Consider the following 23,430-nt stretch of genomic DNA (forward strand, 5'->3'; position numbering starts at 1 on the left):
ATAAAGAGTTCCTGTACCGCCATACTGTCAGCGCAGTGCGGTATCGAAAGGTGCAATCTCTAAGATTGCATGGGTCGCAAAGATTCCCCCACCATAGCTCTTAGCTTGGTGGTGGGAGTATGTCAAAAGTACAAAAGTTCAAGCGATCAGCAAAACTAAATACAAAATCACGGGTGATTTAACAGTTAAAAATGTGACTAAACCAGTGGTATTGGATGCTGTATTGAACAAGCAAGCCGTTCACCCAATGACTAAGGCGGAAACGATTGGTTTTAATGCAACGACTTCTTTTGATCGTTCAGCATTTGGTGTCGGTGCATATGTACCAAATGTAGGCGACAAAATTACGGTAAATATTACGACTGAAGCGGCTGTGTCTACAGCAAAGGCAGCAGCGAAATAAGATTTAGCTTCCTCAGCTAAGTTAGGAAAGCACCCATTTGGGTGCTTTTTTATGTCTCGTAGATGAGTATTTGATGAGTGGTCAATCGCGATTGAGCAGCAATAGGCAGCCAAAACTGATGAAAATTCCACCGGTAATGGCGTCAATTTTTTTACTAAATTTTTGATAGTAATGGGTCATTTTAGGTGCTGAGAATAAGACCGCAACCAATGCAAACCAAATCAAACTTTCAATAAAGACTAAAGCCAATAAAGAGCTTTGATCAAAAATGCTGACCTTTGCACTGATCCCAATGGAAAATACACTAGTGAAATAAACCAATGCTTTAGGATTGGCCATATTGGTCAAGAAACCTTGGAATAACAGCGTCAAAGGCGATTTTTTCTGTACAGCTTGCTCGGTTGGTTTCGTTATTGTGCCGAGGTCTTTACTCCATGCAGATTTTAATAACTGAGAGCCTAAATATAAAAGATATAAGCCACCCAAAATCATGAGGCATTGTTGTAACCAAGCCATTTTTTGAAATAGAAAATGTAAGCCACTTATTGCACAAATTGACCAAACTAAAATACTAAGTGAAATACCTAATGCGGCAAATAATGCATGTGATCTGGATTGTCGAATAGCACTTTGAGTGACAAAAAAGAAGTCTGGGCCTGGGCTGATGAGAGCAAAAAAGTGGATGAGCGCAATGCTGAGTAAGGGAGTCATTCTAATGGCTTATACGTTTTGAAGTGCAACCGTTATAAGCCATTTAGCTTTAAATTAATAGCTGTTTTAAAGCTCAAGCTGTTGTAAGAATTGTTGCAAAATAAGGGGAGCAACACGTTCTAAATGAGGTGCATGTTGTTGACTTTCCATGCGTAAATTTGGGATGTTAATTTGTGCTTTATGCAGTTCACATGTATGCCCAATTAGCCATTTTTCCATGGCCTGTGTTTCTGCTTCAATATGAAACTGTAGAGCTAGAATATTGGGCCCATAGCTAAACGCTTGATTTGGATAAATTGCTGAGCTGGCGAGTAACTGTGCATTTACAGGTAAATCAAAGGTATCACCATGCCAATGCAGTACAGGCACTTGATCTAATGGCGCTAATATATTGTGAGTAATAGCATCAAGTTCTAAGTTGCTCCAACCGATTTCTTTGCTATGACCTGCATAAACTTTCGCTCCCAATGCATGCGCAATTAGCTGAGCACCTAAGCAAATGCCTAAAGTCGGTAAATTACTCTCTAAACGTACTTTAAGTAAGTCTATTTCTTTTTGTAGGAAAGGGTAGTCATAAGTTTCATAAACTCCGATCGGGCCGCCCAAAATGATGGTAAGCCCTGTATGTTGCATAGTTTTACTGAGGTCATCGATACCAGCTTCGAAGTATCTCACCCGATAACCCAGTTGATAAAATACATCTTCCAATGAACCCAAATCTTCAAATGCAAGGTGTTGAATGACGTAAATGGTTTCGTTTAATGCAGTACTCATAGGGATTTTTCAGGATTAAAATTTCAAAATAGAATGTAGCTTGAATTGTCGGAGATTAAAAAGGAAAACTGTAAATTTTTCACAATTACGAAAAGAGATAAATATAGAAGTTGGCTGAAGCATATTTTTTTTCTTTGAATGATTAGGTTTGATCGTTGAACTTAGCATTTAAAACCTTTGTATTGTGAATTAGGGGATTCCCGAAAGGCTTTATTGGTAAAATTTATGAGAAAAAGTGCATGAAATTTTGATAAAGCTTTGGTTTAGTATAAAAAAAAGATGAAAAACCAATGGAAAAGCGTTTGGAGATGCGTATGATGAAATCTTCGACAAACAACAGTTCATTTTTCTTTTAATATCATCACATAATTAGATAACTGATTTTAAAAGTAAAAAAATATAAGCCAGGGAACTTGTATGCAGTCAAAACATAATCGAGATGCCAGTCTCTTGCATGCGATACATAAAATTTTATTAAAGGAATGGGACCCTTTAGGGATTCGCCGTATTCCTGCTTTACGTGATGAATATGATGATTATTTGCCCAATATTTTTAAATTAATTCAAGAGGATTCAAGTGAATCAGAAATTTTTGAATATTTATGGTGGGTTGAGCAAAAAGTCTTAGAGAAAAAAGGGAGGAAGGAACATACCCTCAAAATTGCGAAAATGTTGAAGGCAATTGAGCGCTAGTTTGCGGTCATGTACGAATAAAAAAACCGATACGTATCCGTATCGGTTTTTTTAGTTTAAATCTCATTGGAAGCTCTTAGAAACGGTTTAGAATTTCTTTTCTAAGGTAAACATAAAGCTTGGAATTGCTTCATTGATACGAGATTGGTATAGCGCGCCAGAACTTTGTTCTTTTAACACTTCTTTATAATCTGAGCTGAGAATATTACGTGCATTCACAGATGCAGACCAATTTTGATCAAAGCGCTTAGTAAAACTCACATCCATATTGACGCGTTCATTGCTGGTGCGATTGTACGGTTCGTTGCTCAGTGCACGTGTATATTCAGGGGTGTAATTGAGGTTCACACTTGTTGCAATACGCCACGGTTGATAGTTATAAGATAAACCAGCACTTGCGGTATAAGGTGCAACATCGCTTGCCAAACGATCAGAGCCGTCAGTTTCTTCAATTTTTGCACGTACAGTTGAAAGCTGAGCATTCAACATAAATGAATGACCATTCTCCGTTTGCTTCAGTGCATAACGTCCAGAAATTTCCACACCATAGGTAGTTGCACTGTCTTGGTTATAAGGACGTTCGACAAAACGGCAATCGGTATTTCCTGCTTCACAACGACCGCCTGTAGCATTTTCTGACAGGATCGATTTTTCGATATAGTCATTAATTTCTCGATAATATGCTGTGATATTTACGCCGCCAGCAGGGGTGTTATAGCCTAAGGTTGTTTCGTAAGCATTAATAGTTTCAGGTCGTAAGTCAGGATTACCCCCACGGTCAGGGTTGTTTAGTGTCCCAGCATCACTATCTGTAGAAACTGAAACCGTCGGCATCAATTGATTGCTACGTGGATTTTTAAAAGCCTGACTCAAGTTGGTTTGGAGTGACCATTGGTCATTAAAGTCAAAACGGTGTGCTAATACAGGACTCAAATGCTGATCTTGATAATCCACTAAACCTGAACGATCAATCCACTCTTGGCGTACACCTAGAGTTAAGGTTTGGCGCGGCGTATATTTCCAACTTCCTTCAACATAGGCAGCATACAATTGTTCATCCAAGGTCTCTGCAATATTGCTTTTAAGTTCATTACTACGTAGATCGGTACCAAATTTTATTTGGCGTTTTGAATCGAACTTGCGGACACCGTCGTAGCCTAAACCATATTCATTAATTTGTTCATCAATATATGATTGAGAATTTCTATACTCTGTTAATTCCGTTTCATTTTGCTGCTCGATTGATAAGCGAATTTTGTCTGAATTTCCTTGGTCTTTACGCTCATATCGTGTGTTGAGTCGAATGCTGTCATTTTTATCTTTTTGGACTTGGGAGCCACTTGTGCCTTCGCTTTCATTGTTGCGATAAAACATTTCAGCGACCAGTTTTTGTTGATCATCAAGTTGATATTCAACACGTGGGGTCAGCATTTGCGACGCACGATTGGTGATGCGTTTTTGAGTTTTCGTCTCTGTTGCATCTTGTGTACGGGTGAGTGTATCTGAATCATTCCACATTTGGCTCCCAGATAAACTATAGATCCAAGGGTCTGAACGACCATCCATTTGAAAATTTAAATTGGTGCGTTCTTCTTCACGTGTATTTGACTTGGTTAGGCCATAACCAGCACGTACAGATCCACTCAAACGCGTGCCATTCAATGGTTCTTTTAAAATAATATTAATGACTGCAGATGAAGCAACCGAGCCTTGAGCAACGCTGGGTTGCTTGGTGATTTCAAGGCGTTCGATCATTTCCGGTGTAATGCTATCAACAACTGACATGCCGCCGCGAGGACCACCTTGTACAGGTTCACCATTGATTAAGAACACGGGTGCGCCACCACCACGAAAGCGCATGCCGCCAGCACCTGCACCACCACGTGGACCACCGCCAGCACCGGGCAGTTGAAACCCTGCAGCACGGCGCAGCGCATCATTGATGGACTGATCGCCAAATTTCAACATTTCATCACGGCTTATAATAGTTTTTGCGACAGCACTGATATCTGGGTCTTTGGGCTTAGTGCTTGCTGTCGGAACTTCAAATGTTAAAGCTTCCATTTGCTGAACTGCTACAGATTCTTGCGGATTTTGAACAGTATCTGCGGCCCAAATTGATGTTGAGATCGTAAGTAATGCGTAACTTAAGCTGGTCAGTTTGAGTGTAGTGTGCGCGCCGTGCATTATTTGGTTGTCCAAATGTAATTTTGGCAAAGAATAACGGAAAATTATGGAGAAAAATTGAGGAAAATTGGCGAGATGAGCATTTCATCAGATTATTTTTTAACAGGTAGGTGAAAGGTCGTGTGGCAATAGGGGAAGCCTTATTCGTTGGGGGAAAATTAAGGCCTATTAACGTCGCTACAATATAATAAATAACTGAGGTGACGCAGTAGCATCAGAAGCGTACTTTGCTTCAAATAATAAAGATACGCGGTAATGTCATGCGCAATTGTTTGAGACAGGACGACTTCTAATCAAAAATGTTTTTGCGATACGTTGAATAATTTGACGGTAGTGAACGAGTTTTGTTGGTGAGGTGCATTGCACCGCAAGATGGTTTCCTTGCGAAGCTTCGCATCTCATTTTGCCGAATGAAAAACAACGTATCGTATGTGTACCTCCAGCCGAAGGCTAATCTCTTTATTCAATCCCTAAATGTAAGACTCCGCCGAATAGATTTTAATTTATTTTAAAAATGCGAAATGACTTTCATGTGCATAACATGAGTAAATAAATCTAAAAATAAGCCGTTGAAGAAAAATTTAGACATAAAAAAACCCTCATCTTTCGATGAGGGTTTTTCGTATTCTGGAGCGGGAAAGGAGACTCGAACTCCCGACCCCAACCTTGGCAAGGTTATGCTCTACCAACTGAGCTATTCCCGCAATGAGGTGAATTATAGAGAATTTCACACAACTGTCAACTCTCTATGCTTCTGTTTGCTCAATTAATCAGCACGGCGCCAAATAGTACCTTGACGAGTATCTTCAAGGACAACACCTTGATCTAACAAAGATTGACGAATTTCATCTGCTTTGGCAAATTCTTTGGCCTTTTTCGCATCTTTACGTTGTTGAATTAAATCTTCAATTTGCTCTTCAGAGAGACCTAGAGCTTCCTGACCAATATCTGATTTTAAGAATTCATCAACATTATGCTGAACCAAACCTAAAATATTGGTTAAGTGACGCAATGTCGAATAATACACAGCCGCTTGTTCAGCATTTTCATCTTTTACGGCACGGTTCAATTCTTTGTTGACTTCAAACAATACCGCAATTGCTTCTGCGGTGTTGAAATCATCACGCATAGCGGCATTAAAGCGCTCAACTAAAGCATCATCCAAAGTTTCTACGGTTTTTTCACCATAGACTTGCTGATAAGCTTTAAATGAATGATAGAAACGGGAAAGGGTATTTTTCGCTTCTTTTAAAGCAGTGTCAGAGAAGTTTACTGGGCTACGGTAATGTGATGACACAATAAAGAAGCGAATCACTTCAGGGTGGAATTTATCCATCACATCACGAATAGTGAAGAAGTTACCTAAAGACTTCGACATTTTTTCGCCATCGACATTAATAAAGCCGACGTGCATCCAGTAATTAACATACTGTTCGCCAGTAGATGCCTCAGATTGCGCAATTTCATTTTCATGATGTGGGAAAGTTAAGTCTGAACCGCCACCATGAATATCAAAATGGTTACCTAAGCAGCAGGTCGACATCGCTGAACATTCAATATGCCAGCCCGGACGACCATAGCCCCAAGGCGAAGCCCAAGAAGGTTCATTTTCTTTGGCATGTTTCCAAAGCACGAAGTCAAAAGGATGTTTCTTTTCTACTTCTACATCAACACGTTCAGAAGCACCAGCCTGCATGTCGTCAAGTTTACGACCCGAAAGACGACCATATTTGGCAAACTTTTCAACTTCAAAATAAACATCGCCATTTGCAGATGGATATGCTGTACCTTTGTTAACCAAGTTACCAATCATATTCTGCATTTGATCGATATAGTCTGTTGCACGTGGTGCTTCATCAGGTGCTGCACAACCTAAATTGGCAGCATCTTCGTTCATGGCCTTGATAAAGCGATCGGTTAAAGCAGTAATGCTTTCGCCATTTTCATTGGCACGAGCAATGATTTTGTCGTCAATATCGGTAATGTTGCGAACGTATTTAACGTTCCAGCCCTGACTGCGCAGGAAACGGATAATGTAGTCGAATGCAACCATAACTCGAGCATGACCAATATGACAGTAGTCATACACGGTCATTCCACAGACATACATGTCGATATGTCCTTCTTTACGAGGTACGAATTCTACTTTTTTACGTTGCTCTGAGTTATATAGAACAAAAGGTTGCATAGGTCTTCAAATTGTTTCTACCAAAAGATGGCTCATCTTAACCTAAGCATTTTTATTCATAAAGTTAAAACCCAAAAAAGCAGATATTTTTTAATGCTTGATGTCTTTGCGTTGCTAAAAATAGCGTAGAAGGTTAATTGGATTCGGTCTGAATCTCATTCGAGTGCTGAATTCAATTTATCTGTCCGGAAGATAAAAATGAAGAAATGCATCTTTTCTGCATAATTCATGAATTCTTATACATTTGGAAACGTGCTATTTGCATAGATATGATAAAATTGTGAAAATTTTTTATTTTGAAAGTGAGAGCGCACCTCTCACGGCTTAAGGTATAACAACTTTGAATCCACCAAATATGCCGAATCAAGTCGATTTTCAGAAAGTCGCATTAGAAACTTTGCGTATTGAAGAGCATGCTTTACAAGTATTAGCGACGCAAATAGATGATCGTTTTAGCCAAGCCTGCGAAATCATTTTACAGTGCAAAGGGCGTTTAGTGATTACTGGTATGGGTAAATCGGGTCATATCGGTCGTAAAATGGCCGCTACGTTTGCCTCGACCGGTACGCCATCTTTCTTCATGCATCCGGGTGAAGCGGGGCATGGTGATTTGGGCATGTTGGTTAAAGGTGATGTGCTCATTGCAATTTCAAACTCAGGTAAGAGTGATGAAATTATGATGCTCATGCCGTTGATCAAACATTTGGGCATTCCTCTAATTACCATGAGTGGCGACAATAAAGGCCCAATGCCACAAAATGCCGATGTCGCATTGACCTTGGGTAATATTCAAGAAGCATGCCCTTTGGGTCTAGCGCCGACCTCAAGTACCACTGCAACATTAGCCTTAGGTGATGCCCTTGCAGTTGCATTATTGGATGCACGTGGTTTTACCTCAGATGATTTTGCACGTTCTCATCCTGCTGGAGCGTTGGGTAAGCGTTTGTTATTGCATGTAAAACATCTCATGCATACAGGTGAAGACTTACCCAAAGTGTCGCCAGAGACACCTATGAATAAAGTTCTGTATGAAATTTCAAATAAACGTTTGGGACTCACCACGATTGTCGATGAAAACGATACCTTATTGGGTATCTTTACCGACGGTGACTTACGTCGTTTGATTGATAAACAGCAAGGCTTTGATGTGAATATGAAAGTCTTAGAAGTGATGATTAAAAATCCTTTGACGATTTCACAAGAAGAACGCGCGGTACATGCTTTAGAACGCATGAACGATAAGAAAATTACACAATTTGTAGTTGTTGATGATGCCAATAAAGTGATTGGGATTATCAGCATGCATGATCTGATTCAGGCTGGGGTAAATTAAGAAAATGGCATCGTATGTATTGCTAGAACAAGCGCGTCACATAGAAGCACTGGTACTGGATGTAGATGGAATCTTAAGTGATGGATTTGTAACGTTGACCAATAGCGGCGATGAAATCAAATCTTTTGATATTCGTGATGGCTTGGGCATGAAGTTAGTGCAAAAAGCGGGTATCAAAGTCATCATTATTACTGGCCGTAAAAGTAATATTGTTGAAAAACGCATGTCTGACTTAGGTGTCGATTTGATCTTTCAAGGACGTGAAGACAAAGGTGTTGCCTTGACTGAAGCCTGTGCACAGTTTGGTATTGATCCTTCAGATTGCCTATATATGGGTGATGATTGGCCCGATCTTTCAGCCTTTGCTATTGCAGGGATGAAAGTGACCGTACCGAATGGACATTTAGAAGTACGTCGCCGTGCAGATCTTGTTACTCAGGCGATGGGTGGACGTGGTGCTGTTCGTGAAATCTGCGATATGCTTTTAGTGTCTAAAGGTGTATACCAGGAACTACTTGAAAAATATGCAAGTGCACCTTATTAATAAATTGATGCAGTCATTGGATTGAATCTCCGCTTATGGATACTAAAGTTTTATACGTGACAGCTGTAGTCATTGCTGCAGTAAGCGGTGGTTTTTACTATTTTGGTGGAAAGGGTAATAAGCTTCAGGCGGACTCTTCGAAAAGTATGACTTACTCAGCTGAAAACATTAACCTGACGCAGACTGATGAGCAGGGGAAATTGCATATTCGTGCGCAAGTCGATCGACTTGAGCAGGATTTGCAAAAGCAAACTTCTCATTTGGTCAATCTGAAAGCATCGACCTATCAAGATGGTGCTGTCGATGCCACGTTCTTTGCCAAACAAGCCAATGGTATGGACGATAACCAAAAAGTCGTACTGAGTGACAATGTGGTTGCGACAAAATTGATGCGTGAAGGGCAAATGGAGTTTCGTACTGAGGAACTAACTGCTTTTCCAAAACAGCGTGAAATAGAAACGGACAAGACTGTAACGGTGATTTCACCACAAGCCGAATTTGTCAGCCAAGGTTTAAAAGCAAATTTAAACGACGGTCAATACGAATTTTTTAATATTCGAGGAAAGTATGAACCATAATTTTAATCGAAAAACTGCAAAAACTTTCCTAAAACGTACAGCGCTACTCGGTTCACTGGCGTTATGTTCAGTTGCAGCTTTTGCTTTGCCTTCCGACCGTAATCAACCGATTTCATTGGTTGCCGATCGTGCAACGTTTAATGAAAAAACTGGGATTACGACGTATACCGGTAATGTCATCATTGAACAGGGTTCGATGAAGCTTCAGGCAAACTCAATCGTTGCGAACTTAAACAGCAAAAAAGAGATCAGTACGATTACAGCAACGGGTGGGCCAGCACATTTCCAACAAAAAACTGACCCTGCCAAAGGCTATGCGAAAGGCCAAGCACAGAAAATCGTCTACAATGCTGAAACAGGTATTATCACCATGACGGGTGGTGCTTTGTTGCAACAAGATGGTGCAAGTATTCGTGGTAATAGCTTGAAATACAGTATGAATAAAGGCGATATCGTTGCTGAAGGTACGCCAAATAAATCTGGATCTTCTTCAGGTCGTGTACAAATCGTGATTCCGCCGTCAAGCACTAAGTCCTTCCCAGGAGCACGTGATTAATGGAGCAGACCTCGCAAGTTCAAACTTTATGTATTAAACATTTAGCCAAAAACTACAGTAAGCGTTGGGTGGTAAAGGATGTATCCTTTAGCATGCAAAGTGGTCAAATTGTGGGTTTACTTGGTCCAAATGGTGCAGGTAAAACCACAAGTTTCTATATGGTTGTTGGCCTGGTGCGTATGGATAAAGGTGAGATTCATTTAGATGATCTTGATTTGTCTGACTTAGCAATGCATGAGCGCGCACGTAAAGGTATTGGTTATCTACCTCAAGAAGCATCTATTTTTAGAAAATTAACCATTTCTGAAAATATCATGTCGATTTTAGAAACCCGTAAAGATCTAAATAAGCAACAACGTCAGCAACGTTTAACGGAATTGCTTGCCGACTTTAAAATCACACATATTAAAGATTCTCTTGGTATGAGTGTGTCGGGTGGTGAGCGTCGTCGTGCGGAAATCGCGCGTGCGTTAGCGGCAGACCCTAAATTTATGTTGCTAGATGAACCTTTTGCAGGGGTCGATCCTATTTCAGTGGGTGATATTAAAGACATTATCCGAACATTGAAAGATCGTGGTATTGGTGTATTAATTACAGATCATAATGTGCGTGAAACCCTTGCGATTTGTGAGCATGCTTATATCGTGAGCGAAGGTTCAGTGATTGCAGAAGGTACTCCAGAGGAAGTGCTTGCAGATGAAACGGTACGTAAAGTTTATCTTGGTGATGATTTTATCGTTTAATTGAATAATATAAGAAATTTCCCGTTGAATGGCGCTAGTTTCATTCAGCGGGTTTATGTTATTGTCTGAAATGACAAAAACTGAGCGATTAATCTAAAAAATTAACAAGAATTCAGTATACTTTAAACTAAAAATACGACCTGCAAAAATCATGCGATTACGAAAGATGAATGGTCCAGAAGTTGGGCGTCCGCGTAAAAATAAGTGCAATTTCTTTTGTATATTATTATTACCCTTTTCCATTGGTTCAGTGTATGCAGCAGATACTAGCACTGCACAAAGTACCATTCAAAAGACATTAGATAAGATTTTTTTACCTAATAAGCCTAAACCTTCTGCCGAAAAAATTAACATCACCGAACTCAGTAAATATAATTTAGATACCTCACGTGTCCAAGAAATGCCCGCCGTTGCTTATGGTCGAACGCAACAAGGCAACTATAATCCAAACACAGTAGCGAAGAATCTAAGTTTTATTGATGCGATACATATCGCCGTCCAAAGACGTCCAGAAATCACACAAAGTATTGCTACAGTCGCATCGCAAAACGCTAATATTGACCTAGCGAATGCTGCATATTATCCCCAAATTTCAGGTGGATTGAGCACTGCAGATCTGACTAAAGGCGAGCGTGGACGTCAGTTGGTATCTTTAAATGCGACGCAGATGTTATATGACTTTGGTAAAACCAAAAGTGCTGTCGGTATAGAAGAAGCAAAAATGTTACAAGAGCAGGCCAATGTGCTTGTAAATTTAGATGAAGTTTCTTTTGATGTTGCAAATGCCATTATCAACATTAAACGATATCAAGAAGTTGCTAAAATTGCGCAGCAACAAATTGCCGGTGTGAGTCGGATTGCTGAAATTGCCAACCTACGTGCAACCGCAGGGATCAGTAGTCAAGCAGACCCTATTCAAGCCAAGTCAAATTTAGAAGCTGCAGAATCAAATTTAATTGTGCAAGAAACTCAACTTCGACAGTACCAACAGCGACTTCGTACCTTGTTAGGTTTTGATGTGAGTCAGATCAATTGGGTGATTCCAGATCGGATCTTAACAGCAGCGGCATTGTATGATGATCCGGACTTCAAAATGATTCCGAGCATGATGCAAGCTCAGGCTGGGGTTGAAGTTGCCAAATTGCAAAAGCAACAGTCAAAATTAAGTGCTTATCCAACACTTAATGTCAAAGGCAGCCTGAGTCAGGCGGTGAATGGCCGTAATCCAAATAATGATGAAGATGATGGTTTATATAATTCAATCATGTTGGAAGCCACCAGTAATTTTTACCAAGGTGGGGCAATCGCAGCGCAAACACGTGCCGCAAGCTATGCTGAAGAAGCAGCTAAAGCACAAGTAAATACAGTGTATTTGGATGTGATTGATCAAGTCCGAATGATTCGAGAACAAATCGAAAACAAAAAGCGTCAAATGTCGATATTGGTGCAGCGCCGTGAAACAACGGTAAGAACCAAAGAGCTGTATCAAGAACAATATAAATTAGGAACTCGAACGGTTGTCGATCTACTGAATGCAGAGCAAGCCATACATAGTGCTGCACAAGAAATTGTGACATCGCAATATGATATCTACTCAGCACTTGCACAGTACATCCAAGTGACAGGGCGTTCACGAAATATTTATGAACTTAATAATATATCTATTCAGGGGTTTGAAGTTCAGCCATGAGTAATACAATAAATTATCAACCGTGGCTACAAGCGGTTCTGAATATTGCAAAGCATTATCGAATTGAACCCTCAGAAGAACGTATACGGTTGCAGTTGGATTGGGATCAACACAAAAATGCCGATGAACTGGTTGCAGTCATGGCACGCCAAATTGGATTAAGTGTTCGAAAAAATAAATATGACATAAATCTGCTCAATCCATGGCGCTTACCGGTATTGGTTGAGTTTATTAGTGGTGAAGTGGGTGTGGTAGAACGCATCGACGTAGACGGTAATGCCAGTGTTCAACTAAGCGGTGATGAAGGCCTATCTCAAGTCTTCTCTATTGAACGATTGAGCCATGGCGTTCGCAATATATATATTCTACGTCCAGAGTCATCTGTACCCGATGCACGTGTCGATGAATACATCAAGCCGTTTGAAAAAAATTGGTTCTGGTCGATCGTTTTAAAAGACTGGAAACGTTATATAGACATTATGTTCGCTTCATTAATGGCGAATATTTTGGCCCTAGCCACCATTTTGTTCTCGATGAACGTGTACGACCGCGTCATTCCATCTCAATCAGTACCGACTTTATGGGTACTTGCGGGTGGGGTGTTAATTGCAGCGATATTTGAGTTTGCATTACGTGTTTCACGAATTTATTTATCGGATATTATTGGTAAACGTGCCGATTTGAAAATTTCCGATCGTGTATTTGGTCACGCATTAAGAATTAAAAATAGCGAACGTTCAAAATCAACAGGTACTTTTATTTCACAGATTCGTGAATTAGAAGGTGTGCGCGAGATGGTCACCTCGACGACTGTTACCGCGATTGCCGATTTACCGTTTTTCTTCCTATTCTTGTTCATCTTCTGGTTAATTGGTGGCAATCTATTTTGGGTCATGCTGTTGGTTGTTCCTTTGATGATTATTCCAGGGATTTTGGCGCAAAAACCATTGGCTAAACTTGCACAAATGGGTATGCGCGAGTCTTCGATTCGTAATGCCTTATTGGTTGAATCTGTGCAAGGCATGGAAGATATCAAATTACTTCGTGCGGAATCACGCTTCCAAAACCAATGGAACCACATGAATGAAGTGTCTGCTGATGTCAGTATGCGTCAACGTAAAATCGTGGGCTTAATGTCGGCATGGACACAAAAAATTCAGGGTCTAACATTTGCAATCGTTGTACTCGTCGGCTGTTTTGCTGTGATGAAAGGTGAAATGACCACAGGTGCATTGGTGGCTTGTTCGATTTTATCCTCTCGAATGTTGGCACCGATTTCTGCACTGGCAGGGGTATTAGGTCGTTTACAACAGGCTAAAGTGGCGAAAGCAGGTCTTGATGAACTCATGAAGAAACCTGTCGATCAACCGGATTATTCTCACCTCATTCATCGACCATCAATCAACGGTCATTATGAACTCAATGGAGTCTTATTTAAGTATGGTGAAGATGATCCACGTCCAAGTCTTTTAATTCCAAAACTGGAAATTAAGGCTGGAGAAAAGATCGCAATTTTAGGCCGTAATGGTGCTGGTAAATCGACGCTTCTTCAGTTGTTATCAGGTATGCAAACGCCTGTACAAGGAAAAGTTAAATTAGATGGAATCGAACTGTCTTTAATAGACCCTGCAGATGTACGTCGTGATATGGGGCTATTGAACCAAAATGCACAGTTATTCTACGGTACGATTCGTGAAAACTTGACCTTGGGTGCTCCGTTGGCGACGGATGAACAATTGATTGAAGTACTGAAAATTACGGGTGCAATTCACTTTGTTCAAGAGAAAAAAGAAGGGCTAGACCATATCATTTTAGAAGGTGGTGTAGGCTTCTCTGGCGGTCAACGCCAAGCCTTGCTGCTTGCACGTTTATTGATTCGTCAACCAAATATTCTATTACTTGATGAACCTACAGCGGCCATTGATGACGTATCTGAGAAGCAGTTGATCGATCATTTAAAAGGTTATTTACAAAATCGAACTATGGTGGTGGCAACACACCGTCGTGCGGTACTTGAGTTGGTTGACCGCATTATTGTGGTGAACGAAGGTAAAATTGTCATGGATGGGCCACGTGATCAAATTCTGAATCAGAATGCTCAGAAAAAAGTAGCTGGGGCTTAAATCATGAGTGAAAATAAACAAGAAATACAACGCTCGACCAAAGTTAGCTTTAAAGAGCCACCATTACCGAAATCGAGTTTAATCATTTGGATTATTACGATTGGTTTGGCAATCCTTTTAGTTTGGGCTTGGTTATTCAAATTAGAGGAAGTCTCTACAGGTACAGGTAAAGTGATTCCATCTTCGAAAGAACAAATTGTTCAGTCGCTTGAAGGGGGGATTTTAACTAAGTTGAATGTGAAGGAAGGTCAAATTGTTGAACAAGGACAAGTTCTTGCGCAACTAGATCCAACACGTTTCGCATCAAATGTTGGTGAAACTGAGTCTTTACTTGTGGCATCTCGTGCAACAGCAGCGCGTTTACGTGCAGAAGTAAACGGTACGCCATTAAGCTTCCCTGAAGATGTTCAAAAAATTCCTGCCTTAGTGAATGAAGAGACTGCTTTATATCGTTCACGTCGTGCAAACTTGGAAGAATCCGTTGCAGGCTTAAAACAAGCTTTGGTATTGGTTCAACAAGAATTGGCCATGACTGAGCCGCTCGTTGCCAAAGGTGCAGCGAGTGAAGTTGAAGTGCTTCGATTAAAACGTTCAGCAAATGACTTACAAAATCAGTTAAATGATGTCCGTAACCAATATTTGGTGAAATCACGGGAAGAATTGTCGAAAGCCAATACTGATATTGAATCACAGCAACAAGTGGTGAAAGGCAAATCGGATACGCTGAGTCGCACCGTGTTTAAATCTCCAGTTCGTGGTGTGGTCAAAGAAATTGATGTGATGACATTGGGCGGTGTGATTCCGCAAAATGGTAAATTGATGACCATTGTACCTTTGGATGAACAACTTTTGGTTGAAGCACGTATTTCACCGCGAGATATTGCTTTTATTCGTCCGGGTCAAGAAGCCTTAGTTAAAATTACGGCTTATGATTATTCGATCTATGGCGGGTTAAAAGGTAAAGTGACCGTCATTTCACCAGATACGCTACGTGATGAAGTGAAACAAGATCAGTTCTATTATCGTGTTTATATCCGTACAGATAGCGATAAATTAAGCAATAAAGAAGGTAAAAGTTTTAGTATCACACCGGGTATGGTGGCAACGGTCGATATCCGCACAGGCTCGAAAACTGTACTTGAATACTTAATTAAGCCATTCAATAAAGCAAAAGAAGCACTTCGCGAACGTTAATAACGCAGTGCCAAGCAAGCCTCCAGTATTGGGGGCTTTTTTGTGGATGTAAGTCTTTCAAAAAACGCTATAATATCCGCTGATAGAGGATCTAAAGACGTTATGCCATTTACACTTGCCGCACAGTTTGAATATGAAGAAGACATAAAAAAAAGTCGTTTTCAAGCCATCGCAGTTTCTGTGGAAAATGAACAAGCCGTTAAAGAATTTCTCGAAGCCAATAAAGATATTTCAACAACACATCAGTGTTGGGCATGGAAAATTGGACATACCGTACGTTTTAATGATGATGGTGAGCCTTCAGGCACAGCAGGTCGGCCCATTCTAGCAACCATAGAAGGGAATGACCTAACCAACGTGTTGGTCTTGGTTAATCGCTGGTATGGTGGAATTAAGCTCGGGACAGGGGGCTTGGTACGTGCCTATGGTGGCTGTGCAGGTCAATGCCTGTTGCAGGCTGAAAAAATTGAACTTATTGAGAAGAAAAAAGTGCAATTTAGTTGTCAGTTTAATGAATGGGCAATTTTCCAATATGAACTCAATCAGCAGCAAATTGAATTTCAGGAAGACTATACAGCGCAGGGCGTAAATGTACTTGCATCATTGCAAATTCATCAAATCCAACCGCTACAGTTAAAGATTCAAGATGTAACTCGCGGACGCGAACAACTGCATATCGTCGAGGCTGCTGAAGATGAATGAAATAGATCCATTATTGAAATATCGAGAGCAACATAAGCATCGTCTGAATTATATGCCTTGGTTGTATTGGTCACTCAAACCGAAAAATCGTGGTTGGGCTGAAGCTTGGCAACAGGAATATCAAGACTATCTCAAATCGATGGAAACCGTTGAAATTGGTGAAAACTGTTTTATATCGCCATTGGCTCATATTTTTGCCGAACCAGGACGTAAGATTGTTATTGGAGATAACAGCTTTATTGCGGCGGATTGCACTTTGCATGGCCCAATAGAAATAGGCAATGAAGTGGCGATCAATCATCACTGTATTTTAGATGGTGGGCGAGTGGGCATCAAAATTCACGATCAGGTTCGTATGGCGGCATATTGCCATTTATACGCTTTTGATCATGGAATGGATGTCAATCAACCGATCTATCAGCAGGCTGTACGATCACAAGGGATTGAGATAGAGCGTGATGTTTGGCTAGGTGCGCATGTTGGAATCAAGGATGGCATTCACATTGCTGAGCAGGCTGTAGTCGGCATGAACAGTATGGTGACGAAAAATGTTGAAGCGCGCGCAATAATTGCGGGAAATCCTGCAAAATTCATTCGATATCGCGAATAAATAATCGCCAAATAGGTCATAAATCGTTTTTATGCTTACACAAATGCATGCACAGTGAAACAGAGTTGTGATAAGTTAAAAATAACAAACAACATTTTATAGCCAAGCAATAATAAAACGAGGGCTAATCATGAAACGAGTTATCGCCTGTATCGACTCTTCTCCATGCATTAATGCACTAGCTGATGCTGCTGCTTGGGTTGCTAAACAAACTCACCGCGAGTTGGTTTTACTGCAAATACTTGATTACTATCCGGCAAGTTATCACTTAGGTGAAATCAGTGGCGTGATTGGGTTTGAAAGTAATGCCATGCTCTTGAAAGAACTCGCGGAGTTAGAACAAAAACAAAGTGATTTAGCGTTAGATTATAGTAATAACTTGCTCAAACACATTTCTGAAATGATCCAAGATAAGCATGGTATTCAAACCACCCATATTCAGGAAAAGGGCGACTTCTTAGAGCAAAGTTTTAATGTACTGCAAGATGACGATATTGTTTTAATTGGTCGCGTGGGTGAACGTTCAGCAGAGCGCAATAAGCCGCTTGGTAGTAATGTTGAAAACTTTATACGTGGTGCAAGTTGTACAGTTATGACTGTAGGGCCAACGTTTAAACCACCGACTCGTTTTATTTTTGCCTATGAATATTCGCCTAAATGTGTTGAGTTAATGAAGCGTGTGGCACAAAGTGACCTACTCAAACTTTTACAATGTCATTTGGTCTATGTTGGAGATCACCCACAAATCTTGGATGATCCAAAAAATTATTTAACCAATGCGGGGCTCGATGTGGTGACGGAATACCGCTATGGCGATGTTTCGGAAAATATTCTGGACTATCAACAAGAGCATGGTATCCAGTTAATCGTACTGGGGGCATTTAGTCACAGTAAAATCCATCAGTTCTTCTTGGGCAGTATTACCACCAGTATTTTCAGAAATTCGAGTGTTCCACTGTTGGTTGTAAAATAAGATGAAACAACAAATAGGTGATTTAATAGACAGAGAAATGCGATTAAATAAATAATAAGTTGTTGTTTTAAAAACAATCAGAGTTATCCTCATAAATTGTGGATAACTCTGTGCGTAGTGTTTGTAAGTAGTTGTTTTAAAAATAAAATATTGTATTGATTATTTTTTATACCTTTATTCGAGGTGGCTAAAAAACACCTCGATTTAGATTATTTAACGATTGCAATCGCAAAACCATCATGACCTTTACAACCTACAGTTTGAAGTGCCGTGCAGGATAAAATTTTCGGATGATTTTGCATGGCTTTGAACATATCACGGATACCTTCAATGCTTGGTTTGTGGTTTTCAGCATTTAGAATCTCACCTGCACGAATTACATTGTCTAAAACAATCACTGTACCTGAATGAGATAAATTTAAGCTTAATTCTAAATATTCAGGGTAGCTCTGTTTGTCTGCATCGACAAAAATAAAGTCAAAAGGTTCGGTATCTTCAGGAAGGGCGCGTAAAATATCTGCCGCACGACCACATTTCAGTTCTATCGTTTGTGCAAGCTTTGCATTATCAATATTTTCTTGACCGAGGGCAGCATGTGTATCACGACCTTCAATGGTCAGAATGTAACCATCTTCAGGTAATGCACGTGCTAACCACATGGTGCTATAGGCTGCAAAAGTTCCAAGTTCTAAAACGCGTTTACATTTGTTCATTTGGATTAACATTTGAAGCAGCATGCCTTGATTGGCCGCTACAGCAAGATGATTAGGAAAGCCACGTTCATCCGTATGTTGAAGTGTTTGGGTCAATATTGGATCTTCAGGAATTAAATGTGAATCGATGTAAGCATCAATGTCTGTCCACATTTGTTGCATGTTGTCGCACCTCGTGATTGATGCAAGCATTTTAAACCTTTCCACCAACATCGCAATTTATTGTTCTATATTTGAATATTTTATGTACAAAAAAGACCTCCGAAGAGGTCTTGATATGACGATGTAATGTTTTAGTAATTACACATTGATGAGCGACTTGAGTGATCAGGCCCCCAAGTACGGTAGCCTTGAGTATCAATATGAATTTGTCCGCTGGCATATAAACCTAATCCCATATTGAGACTCTGCCCGTGTTGTGACCAAAATTGGCATAAACGGAACTTGGTATTTTCAATATAACTGTAGTCTTCGGGCTGCGGGTACGCAGGTCCAATACGGAAATCAATCGCCGAGTTATATAGGTGACGAGATGAACTTGCACCACCGGCACATTGGTTCAAAGGCAAATCACGATAAACCGAAGTCACTTCAAAGTCCGTTAAGATATTTGCAGCAACTAAATATTTAAAGACACGTAAGGTCGCAATTTGGTTTTGCCATAATTCACGGTTAGGCACCATATATTCTGAGCGACCACATTTTTGCCAATCACGTGCAGTACGCATCAGCTCAAATGAAGGGATGATATTGCCTACACCATTTTTCTCTAAAAAGACTTCATAGTCTCGAACGCGACGTAAATTATCAACAGACGCTACCCATGAGTTGTACGCATAAGGCACCACTTTAGGCGGGGCTTGTCTGATGGTCGTCACTTTTTCTTGAGGTATGTAAATACGTTTACCGTCGGGAGTTGTAATAGTGTGACCTTGTTTTTGTGGTGTAGTTGTACAACCAATGAAAACAAGAGGAAATATTGCAACGGACAATAATCCCTTGAGTAAATGCTTCATTATAGAAATCAATTATTTATAAAATCGTTCTATTTTAATCCAATTTGATTGAGAAAATTTGAATAATTTGCAATGAAATGTGTGCTTTAAGTATAAAAAAAGATCAGCATGTGCTGATCTTTTCATGAAAGCGTAAAATTACTTTTCAAGATATTGTAATTTATCAGGTTTACCGTTCCATTCTTCACGATCGGCAGGTTGATCACCAATTTGAGTGATGTTCGGCCATTTTTGAGAAAGTTCAGTATTAAGTTCGATAAATACTTCTTGACCTTCAGGTAACTCATCTTCAGAGAAAATCGCGTTAGCTGGACACTCAGGTTCACATAGCGCACAGTCAATACATTCATCTGGATTAATAACAAGGAAGTTTGGACCTTCATAGAAACAGTCAACAGGGCAAACTTCTACGCAGTCTTGATATTTACATTTAATACAGTTTTCAGTGACAACAAAGGTCATGGCGACAGCTACCTAAAAAATATGGTTCTAATAAACTAATGGTGTATTTTAGGCAAAAAATAGGGTAACTAACAATTCCTTTTATTGATAATTATTATATGCAGTGCTGTTAAAATCACTAAAAACTGAACAATTTATGTAAATTTCACAATGAATGAGAATCATACTCAAAAACTAATTAAATTACATCTGTTTATCGAACAATATTTTTATGTGCATTTTAAGCATGAAACATTTTAGAACATTAATTTTTTATCAATTTATTCCTGAATAGCCGCAGTAGTAGATAGCAAACATTCACTAATTTACGCGTTTGAATGGTGTCAATGCAAAGAACACCTTCATTGGTGTTCTTTGCATATCTCATCTATCGCTTCTGCTCAATTTAGATTAAGTAAATCCTTTAAAGCGTAAAGCTGTTGTAATGCTTCACGTGGACTTAAGTTATCGATATCAATATCTGCTAAGGCATCAAGTACGGGCGATGTTTTTTCAACTTCAACTACGCGTTCAATGACTTCAGGCTCTGCGAGTGCCGAGAATAGATCGGTTTGTACAGCCGTATTGAGTTGCTGTTTTTGCTGAGTTTCTAATATACGAAGGCGATTTTGCGCTTCTTTGATCACAGCTGCAGGAATACCTGCAAGCTTTGCCACCTGTAAACCATGACTTTGACTCGCCGGGCCTTGTTGAACTTTATGCAGTAAGATCAGGTTGCCATTTAGCTCACGAGCAGTCACATGATAGTTATCTATATTGGCGTCTTTGCCTAACTCGGTGAGCTCAAAATAATGCGTTGCAAATAGGCATAAACATTTAATGCGACGCGTGAGATCGAGCACACATGCCCACGCCAAAGATAAGCCATCATAGGTACTCGTACCACGTCCGACTTCATCCATCAGTACCAATGATTGATTGGTCGCATGATGTAGAATCTGTGAGGTTTCAGTCATTTCCACCATGAAGGTTGATTTGCCTGTAGACAAGTCGTCGGCAGATCCGATACGGGTAAATATCCGATCGATCGGCCCTAATACGGCAGATTGGGCAGGGACAAAGCTACCACAGTAGGCTAATAAGCTGATTAAGGCAGTTTGGCGCATAAAGGTCGATTTACCGCCCATATTTGGCCCTGTGATAATCGCCATGCGGTGATTAAAGTCCAAACTAGTATCATTTGGAGTAAATGCTGATTTGCTCAGAGATTCCACAACTGGGTGACGTCCGGCTTTGATTTTGATCCCAACTTCAGGGCTATATTCAGGACGTGACCAATTTCGTAATCGAGCTTGATGGGCAAAATTGGCCAATAAATCAATTTGCGCTATAGCGGCGCTCATCATTTGTAAGTTGCCAATATCTGCACGTAGCTCATCAAGTAATAGCTCAAAGAGCATTTTTTCGCGCGCTAATGCACGTGACTCACTCGAAAGCACCTTATCTTCAAACGATTTCAGCTCAGGGGTAATGTAGCGTTCAGCATTTTTAAGGGTTTGGCGGCGAATATAATGATCAGGTGCTTGCTCGGCTTGTGCGCGAGTGAGTTCAATATAGTAGCCACTGACACGGTTATAGCCAATTTTTAAGGTTGAAATTCCGGTTTGTTCACGTTCTTTAATTTCAAGATCAATGAGAAATTGTCCTGCATGGTCACGAATTTTACGCAGTTCATCGAGTTCAGTGTCGAAGCCCTCGGCAATCACATTTCCATCACGTAAAAGCACCGGCGGGTTTTCTACGATGGCAGACATGAGACGCTCATGTAAGCCGTGAAAATCACCCATTTCATCATTTAACTGAGCGATCAGCTTAGATTGATGTGCCTGAATGATCGGTTCAAGTGCATGTCGAAGATAGGGAATTTGTGCACAAGTTTGACGTAACTGAACTAGGTCTCGTGGACGAGCCCTGCCGAGCGCTACACGAGATAGCACACGTTCAATATCGCCAATTTCTTTGAGAACTAAGCGGATCGGAGACTCATGATAGCCTTGCAGCATTGCTTGTGAGGCATCTAAACGCGCATCCAATAAAGCGGTATCTCGTAAAGGCTGCATCAAGGTACGACTCAATAGGCGGCCGCCCATCGCAGTTTGGCAATCATTGATTAGTTGGAACAGGGAAGTACCATGTTCAAATAGGGGATCAATCAGTTCTAAGTTACGACGAGTGACGGGATCGAGCGCCACGAAATCACTACTTTGTTCGAGTTGAATGCTGCGGATATGTGGTAAAGCGGTTTTTTGAGTGACTTTTGCATAGTGAATCAAAGCCGCTGCGGCAGCTTTCGCCAAAGGCAAATGGTCAATACCAAAACCTGAAAGTGTAGCTACTGCAAATTGGTCACACAGCGTTTTTTGCGCGTTATTTAAATTGAAGTCGACATTTGGACGTTTAGTAACAGGGCAGTCTAACTGACGTTTAATTTGCTCGACAATATTCGGGTCAATGAGATCTTCATCAATCAAAATTTCGCTCGGCATTAAGCGAGAAAGTTCGATTGCCAATTGTTCCAGTTGATAGTCCATTTGCTGAACTTTGAAAATACCTGCACTGAGGTCCAGTAAAGCAATCCCGATTTGATTTTGTTGTAAGCAGATTGCGACTAAATTAGAACTTTGATGAGAGGCAATCAGTGCATCATCCGTTAATGTCCCTGGGGTAATGATACGGACAATACCGCGCTCAACCGGCCCTTTGCCTGTCACCTCACCAATTTGCTCGCAGATCACCACCGTTTCACCTTTTTTTACAAGGCGGGCTAAATAGCCTTCAGCAGCATGGTATGGGACGCCAGCCATAGGAATAGGCTCACCATTGGCTTTACCACGATGTGTCAGTGTAATTCCTAAGAGTTTTGCTGCTTTATGCGCATCTTCAAAAAAGAGCTCATAAAAATCACCCATCCGATAAAACATCAGTGAATGCGGATTTTGCATTTTGACTGACATGTACTGTTGCATCATCGGGGTCAGGGTTGAAAGGTCAACTTTGGAATTATCAGCTTGCATGAAACGAAATACCTTAAAATAAAAATTTGTGCGCTGCTAAACGAAAAACACTGTTTTGATGAAAATTGGATTTAGAAAAAGTCCTTATATTTATTTTGTCTCTTCATTCAAAACCACAGGTGTACGTTAACAAATCGTGTTGCTGATTCTAGCAAAAAAAGTGGTAGGAAAATGCCAGAAAAGGTTTGTCTGCATGTAAAAAAAGCAGTCAAAATTTTATTTA

20 protein-coding genes, 1 tRNA gene and 1 pseudogene are annotated in these 23,430 nt (G+C 40.4%); 13 read left to right on the forward strand and 9 right to left on the reverse strand.

Annotated features, from left to right (window positions below; genetic code table 11):
* Positions 1–124: 124 nt before the first annotated feature.
* Positions 125–403, forward strand: a pseudogene (locus FTU05_RS13080) (YceI family protein); the annotation flags it as partial.
* Between the two features lie 81 nt (positions 404–484).
* On the opposite strand, the gene FTU05_RS13085 reads toward FTU05_RS13080, so the two are convergent.
* Together FTU05_RS13085 and FTU05_RS13090 are read right to left on the reverse strand one after the other, a co-directional pair.
* Positions 485–1,114, reverse strand: coding sequence for a LysE family transporter (locus tag FTU05_RS13085; protein ID WP_111883787.1), 630 nt, complete (start codon positions 1,112–1,114; stop codon positions 485–487).
* 66 nt (positions 1,115–1,180) lie between these two features.
* Positions 1,181–1,888, reverse strand: coding sequence for a glutamine amidotransferase (locus tag FTU05_RS13090; RefSeq protein WP_180165643.1), 708 nt, complete (start codon positions 1,886–1,888; stop codon positions 1,181–1,183).
* Between the two features lie 417 nt (positions 1,889–2,305).
* On the opposite strand from FTU05_RS13090, the gene FTU05_RS13095 reads away from it, so the two are divergent.
* Entirely contained in the window at positions 2,306–2,581 is a 276-nt protein-coding gene (locus tag FTU05_RS13095) for a hypothetical protein (protein WP_168377639.1), read from the forward strand.
* 87 nt (positions 2,582–2,668) lie between these two features.
* Here the strand turns inward: FTU05_RS13095 and FTU05_RS13100 are convergent, their stop codons facing one another.
* The 3 genes from FTU05_RS13100 to cysS all read right to left on the reverse strand — a co-directional run bounded on the left by FTU05_RS13100 (position 2,669) and on the right by cysS (position 6,956).
* Positions 2,669–4,768 carry a TonB-dependent siderophore receptor gene (locus FTU05_RS13100; protein WP_180165644.1) on the reverse strand — a complete coding sequence of 700 codons (2,100 nt, stop codon included), beginning with the start codon at positions 4,766–4,768 and terminating at the stop codon, positions 2,669–2,671.
* Between the two features lie 628 nt (positions 4,769–5,396).
* Positions 5,397–5,472 (reverse strand) — tRNA-Gly (locus tag FTU05_RS13105).
* 62 nt (positions 5,473–5,534) lie between these two features.
* Positions 5,535–6,956 (reverse strand): cysteine--tRNA ligase, encoded by a 1,422-nt coding sequence (gene cysS, locus FTU05_RS13110; RefSeq protein ID WP_180074088.1) that lies wholly within the window; start codon positions 6,954–6,956, stop codon positions 5,535–5,537.
* A 355-nt stretch (positions 6,957–7,311) separates the two neighbouring features.
* On the opposite strand from cysS, the gene FTU05_RS13115 reads away from it, so the two are divergent.
* From FTU05_RS13115 to FTU05_RS13165, 11 genes are all read left to right on the forward strand, one after another.
* Positions 7,312–8,289, forward strand: coding sequence for an SIS domain-containing protein (locus FTU05_RS13115; protein WP_180027059.1), 978 nt, complete (start codon positions 7,312–7,314; stop codon positions 8,287–8,289).
* Positions 8,290–8,293: 4 nt separating this feature from the next.
* Positions 8,294–8,833, forward strand: a complete 540-nt coding sequence (locus tag FTU05_RS13120; protein ID WP_180165646.1) for an HAD family hydrolase — start codon at positions 8,294–8,296, stop codon at positions 8,831–8,833.
* A 35-nt stretch (positions 8,834–8,868) separates the two neighbouring features.
* Positions 8,869–9,411 (forward strand): LPS export ABC transporter periplasmic protein LptC, encoded by a 543-nt coding sequence (gene lptC / locus FTU05_RS13125; RefSeq protein WP_078188761.1) that lies wholly within the window; start codon positions 8,869–8,871, stop codon positions 9,409–9,411.
* Positions 9,401–9,967 (forward strand): lipopolysaccharide transport periplasmic protein LptA, encoded by a 567-nt coding sequence (lptA, locus tag FTU05_RS13130; protein ID WP_111883783.1) that lies wholly within the window; start codon positions 9,401–9,403, stop codon positions 9,965–9,967. The genes lptC and lptA overlap by 11 nt, the downstream gene beginning before the upstream one ends.
* A complete protein-coding gene (gene lptB, locus FTU05_RS13135; protein ID WP_180040050.1) occupies positions 9,967–10,710 on the forward strand; it encodes an LPS export ABC transporter ATP-binding protein in 744 nt (247 codons plus the stop codon). The genes lptA and lptB overlap by 1 nt, the downstream gene beginning before the upstream one ends.
* 166 nt (positions 10,711–10,876) lie before the next feature.
* Entirely contained in the window at positions 10,877–12,400 is a 1,524-nt protein-coding gene (locus FTU05_RS13140) for a TolC family protein (RefSeq protein WP_180165666.1), read from the forward strand.
* The gene (locus FTU05_RS13145) at positions 12,397–14,523 is read left to right on the forward strand and encodes a type I secretion system permease/ATPase (RefSeq protein WP_180003846.1); all 2,127 of its coding nucleotides are present in this window, start codon (positions 12,397–12,399) and stop codon (positions 14,521–14,523) included. The genes FTU05_RS13140 and FTU05_RS13145 overlap by 4 nt, the downstream gene beginning before the upstream one ends.
* Before the next feature lie 3 nt (positions 14,524–14,526).
* The gene (locus tag FTU05_RS13150; protein WP_180003848.1) at positions 14,527–15,717 is read left to right on the forward strand and encodes an HlyD family type I secretion periplasmic adaptor subunit; all 1,191 of its coding nucleotides are present in this window, start codon (positions 14,527–14,529) and stop codon (positions 15,715–15,717) included.
* Between the two features lie 102 nt (positions 15,718–15,819).
* Positions 15,820–16,419, forward strand: a complete 600-nt coding sequence (locus FTU05_RS13155; protein ID WP_180003849.1) for a YigZ family protein — start codon at positions 15,820–15,822, stop codon at positions 16,417–16,419.
* A complete protein-coding gene (locus FTU05_RS13160) occupies positions 16,412–17,029 on the forward strand; it encodes a DapH/DapD/GlmU-related protein (RefSeq protein WP_180003851.1) in 618 nt (205 codons plus the stop codon). The genes FTU05_RS13155 and FTU05_RS13160 overlap by 8 nt, the downstream gene beginning before the upstream one ends.
* 130 nt (positions 17,030–17,159) lie before the next feature.
* Positions 17,160–18,002 carry a universal stress protein gene (locus FTU05_RS13165; protein WP_078188753.1) on the forward strand — a complete coding sequence of 281 codons (843 nt, stop codon included), beginning with the start codon at positions 17,160–17,162 and terminating at the stop codon, positions 18,000–18,002.
* Between the two features lie 209 nt (positions 18,003–18,211).
* On the opposite strand, the gene FTU05_RS13170 is transcribed toward FTU05_RS13165, so the two are convergent.
* From FTU05_RS13170 to mutS, 4 genes are all read right to left on the reverse strand, one after another.
* Positions 18,212–18,877 carry an O-methyltransferase gene (locus tag FTU05_RS13170; protein ID WP_180114019.1) on the reverse strand — a complete coding sequence of 222 codons (666 nt, stop codon included), beginning with the start codon at positions 18,875–18,877 and terminating at the stop codon, positions 18,212–18,214.
* 131 nt (positions 18,878–19,008) lie between these two features.
* On the reverse strand, positions 19,009–19,731 hold the full coding sequence (locus tag FTU05_RS13175; RefSeq protein WP_078188751.1) for a D-Ala-D-Ala carboxypeptidase family metallohydrolase: 723 nt from the start codon (positions 19,729–19,731) through the stop codon (positions 19,009–19,011).
* Between the two features lie 138 nt (positions 19,732–19,869).
* Positions 19,870–20,193: a ferredoxin FdxA gene (fdxA, locus tag FTU05_RS13180; RefSeq protein ID WP_067724492.1), complete on the reverse strand. Its 324-nt coding sequence runs from the start codon at positions 20,191–20,193 to the stop codon at positions 19,870–19,872.
* 380 nt (positions 20,194–20,573) lie between these two features.
* The gene (mutS, locus tag FTU05_RS13185; protein WP_180165649.1) at positions 20,574–23,207 is read right to left on the reverse strand and encodes a DNA mismatch repair protein MutS; all 2,634 of its coding nucleotides are present in this window, start codon (positions 23,205–23,207) and stop codon (positions 20,574–20,576) included.
* Between the last annotated feature and the right edge of the window lie 223 nt (positions 23,208–23,430).

It is taken from the genome of Acinetobacter sp. YH12049 (genome assembly GCF_013419875.1).
Taxonomy (GTDB): domain Bacteria; phylum Pseudomonadota; class Gammaproteobacteria; order Pseudomonadales; family Moraxellaceae; genus Acinetobacter; species Acinetobacter amyesii.

Coding starts and splice junctions, on each gene's coding strand:
- lptC (WP_078188761.1), top strand. CDS start 8,869: ATGGATACTAAAGTTTTATACGTGACAGCTGTAGTCATTGCTGCAGTA.
- FTU05_RS13090 (WP_180165643.1), bottom strand. CDS start 1,888: ATGAGTACTGCATTAAACGAAACCATTTACGTCATTCAACACCTTGCA.
- FTU05_RS13165 (WP_078188753.1), top strand. CDS start 17,160: ATGAAACGAGTTATCGCCTGTATCGACTCTTCTCCATGCATTAATGCA.
- FTU05_RS13150 (WP_180003848.1), top strand. CDS start 14,527: ATGAGTGAAAATAAACAAGAAATACAACGCTCGACCAAAGTTAGCTTT.
- FTU05_RS13115 (WP_180027059.1), top strand. CDS start 7,312: ATGCCGAATCAAGTCGATTTTCAGAAAGTCGCATTAGAAACTTTGCGT.
- mutS (WP_180165649.1), bottom strand. CDS start 23,207: ATGCAAGCTGATAATTCCAAAGTTGACCTTTCAACCCTGACCCCGATG.
- FTU05_RS13155 (WP_180003849.1), top strand. CDS start 15,820: ATGCCATTTACACTTGCCGCACAGTTTGAATATGAAGAAGACATAAAA.
- lptB (WP_180040050.1), top strand. CDS start 9,967: ATGGAGCAGACCTCGCAAGTTCAAACTTTATGTATTAAACATTTAGCC.
- fdxA (WP_067724492.1), bottom strand. CDS start 20,193: ATGACCTTTGTTGTCACTGAAAACTGTATTAAATGTAAATATCAAGAC.
- lptA (WP_111883783.1), top strand. CDS start 9,401: ATGAACCATAATTTTAATCGAAAAACTGCAAAAACTTTCCTAAAACGT.
- FTU05_RS13160 (WP_180003851.1), top strand. CDS start 16,412: ATGAATGAAATAGATCCATTATTGAAATATCGAGAGCAACATAAGCAT.
- FTU05_RS13170 (WP_180114019.1), bottom strand. CDS start 18,877: ATGCAACAAATGTGGACAGACATTGATGCTTACATCGATTCACATTTA.
- FTU05_RS13095 (WP_168377639.1), top strand. CDS start 2,306: ATGCAGTCAAAACATAATCGAGATGCCAGTCTCTTGCATGCGATACAT.
- FTU05_RS13145 (WP_180003846.1), top strand. CDS start 12,397: ATGAGTAATACAATAAATTATCAACCGTGGCTACAAGCGGTTCTGAAT.
- FTU05_RS13100 (WP_180165644.1), bottom strand. CDS start 4,768: ATGCACGGCGCGCACACTACACTCAAACTGACCAGCTTAAGTTACGCA.
- FTU05_RS13085 (WP_111883787.1), bottom strand. CDS start 1,114: ATGACTCCCTTACTCAGCATTGCGCTCATCCACTTTTTTGCTCTCATC.
- cysS (WP_180074088.1), bottom strand. CDS start 6,956: ATGCAACCTTTTGTTCTATATAACTCAGAGCAACGTAAAAAAGTAGAA.
- FTU05_RS13175 (WP_078188751.1), bottom strand. CDS start 19,731: ATGAAGCATTTACTCAAGGGATTATTGTCCGTTGCAATATTTCCTCTT.
- FTU05_RS13140 (WP_180165666.1), top strand. CDS start 10,877: ATGAATGGTCCAGAAGTTGGGCGTCCGCGTAAAAATAAGTGCAATTTC.
- FTU05_RS13120 (WP_180165646.1), top strand. CDS start 8,294: ATGGCATCGTATGTATTGCTAGAACAAGCGCGTCACATAGAAGCACTG.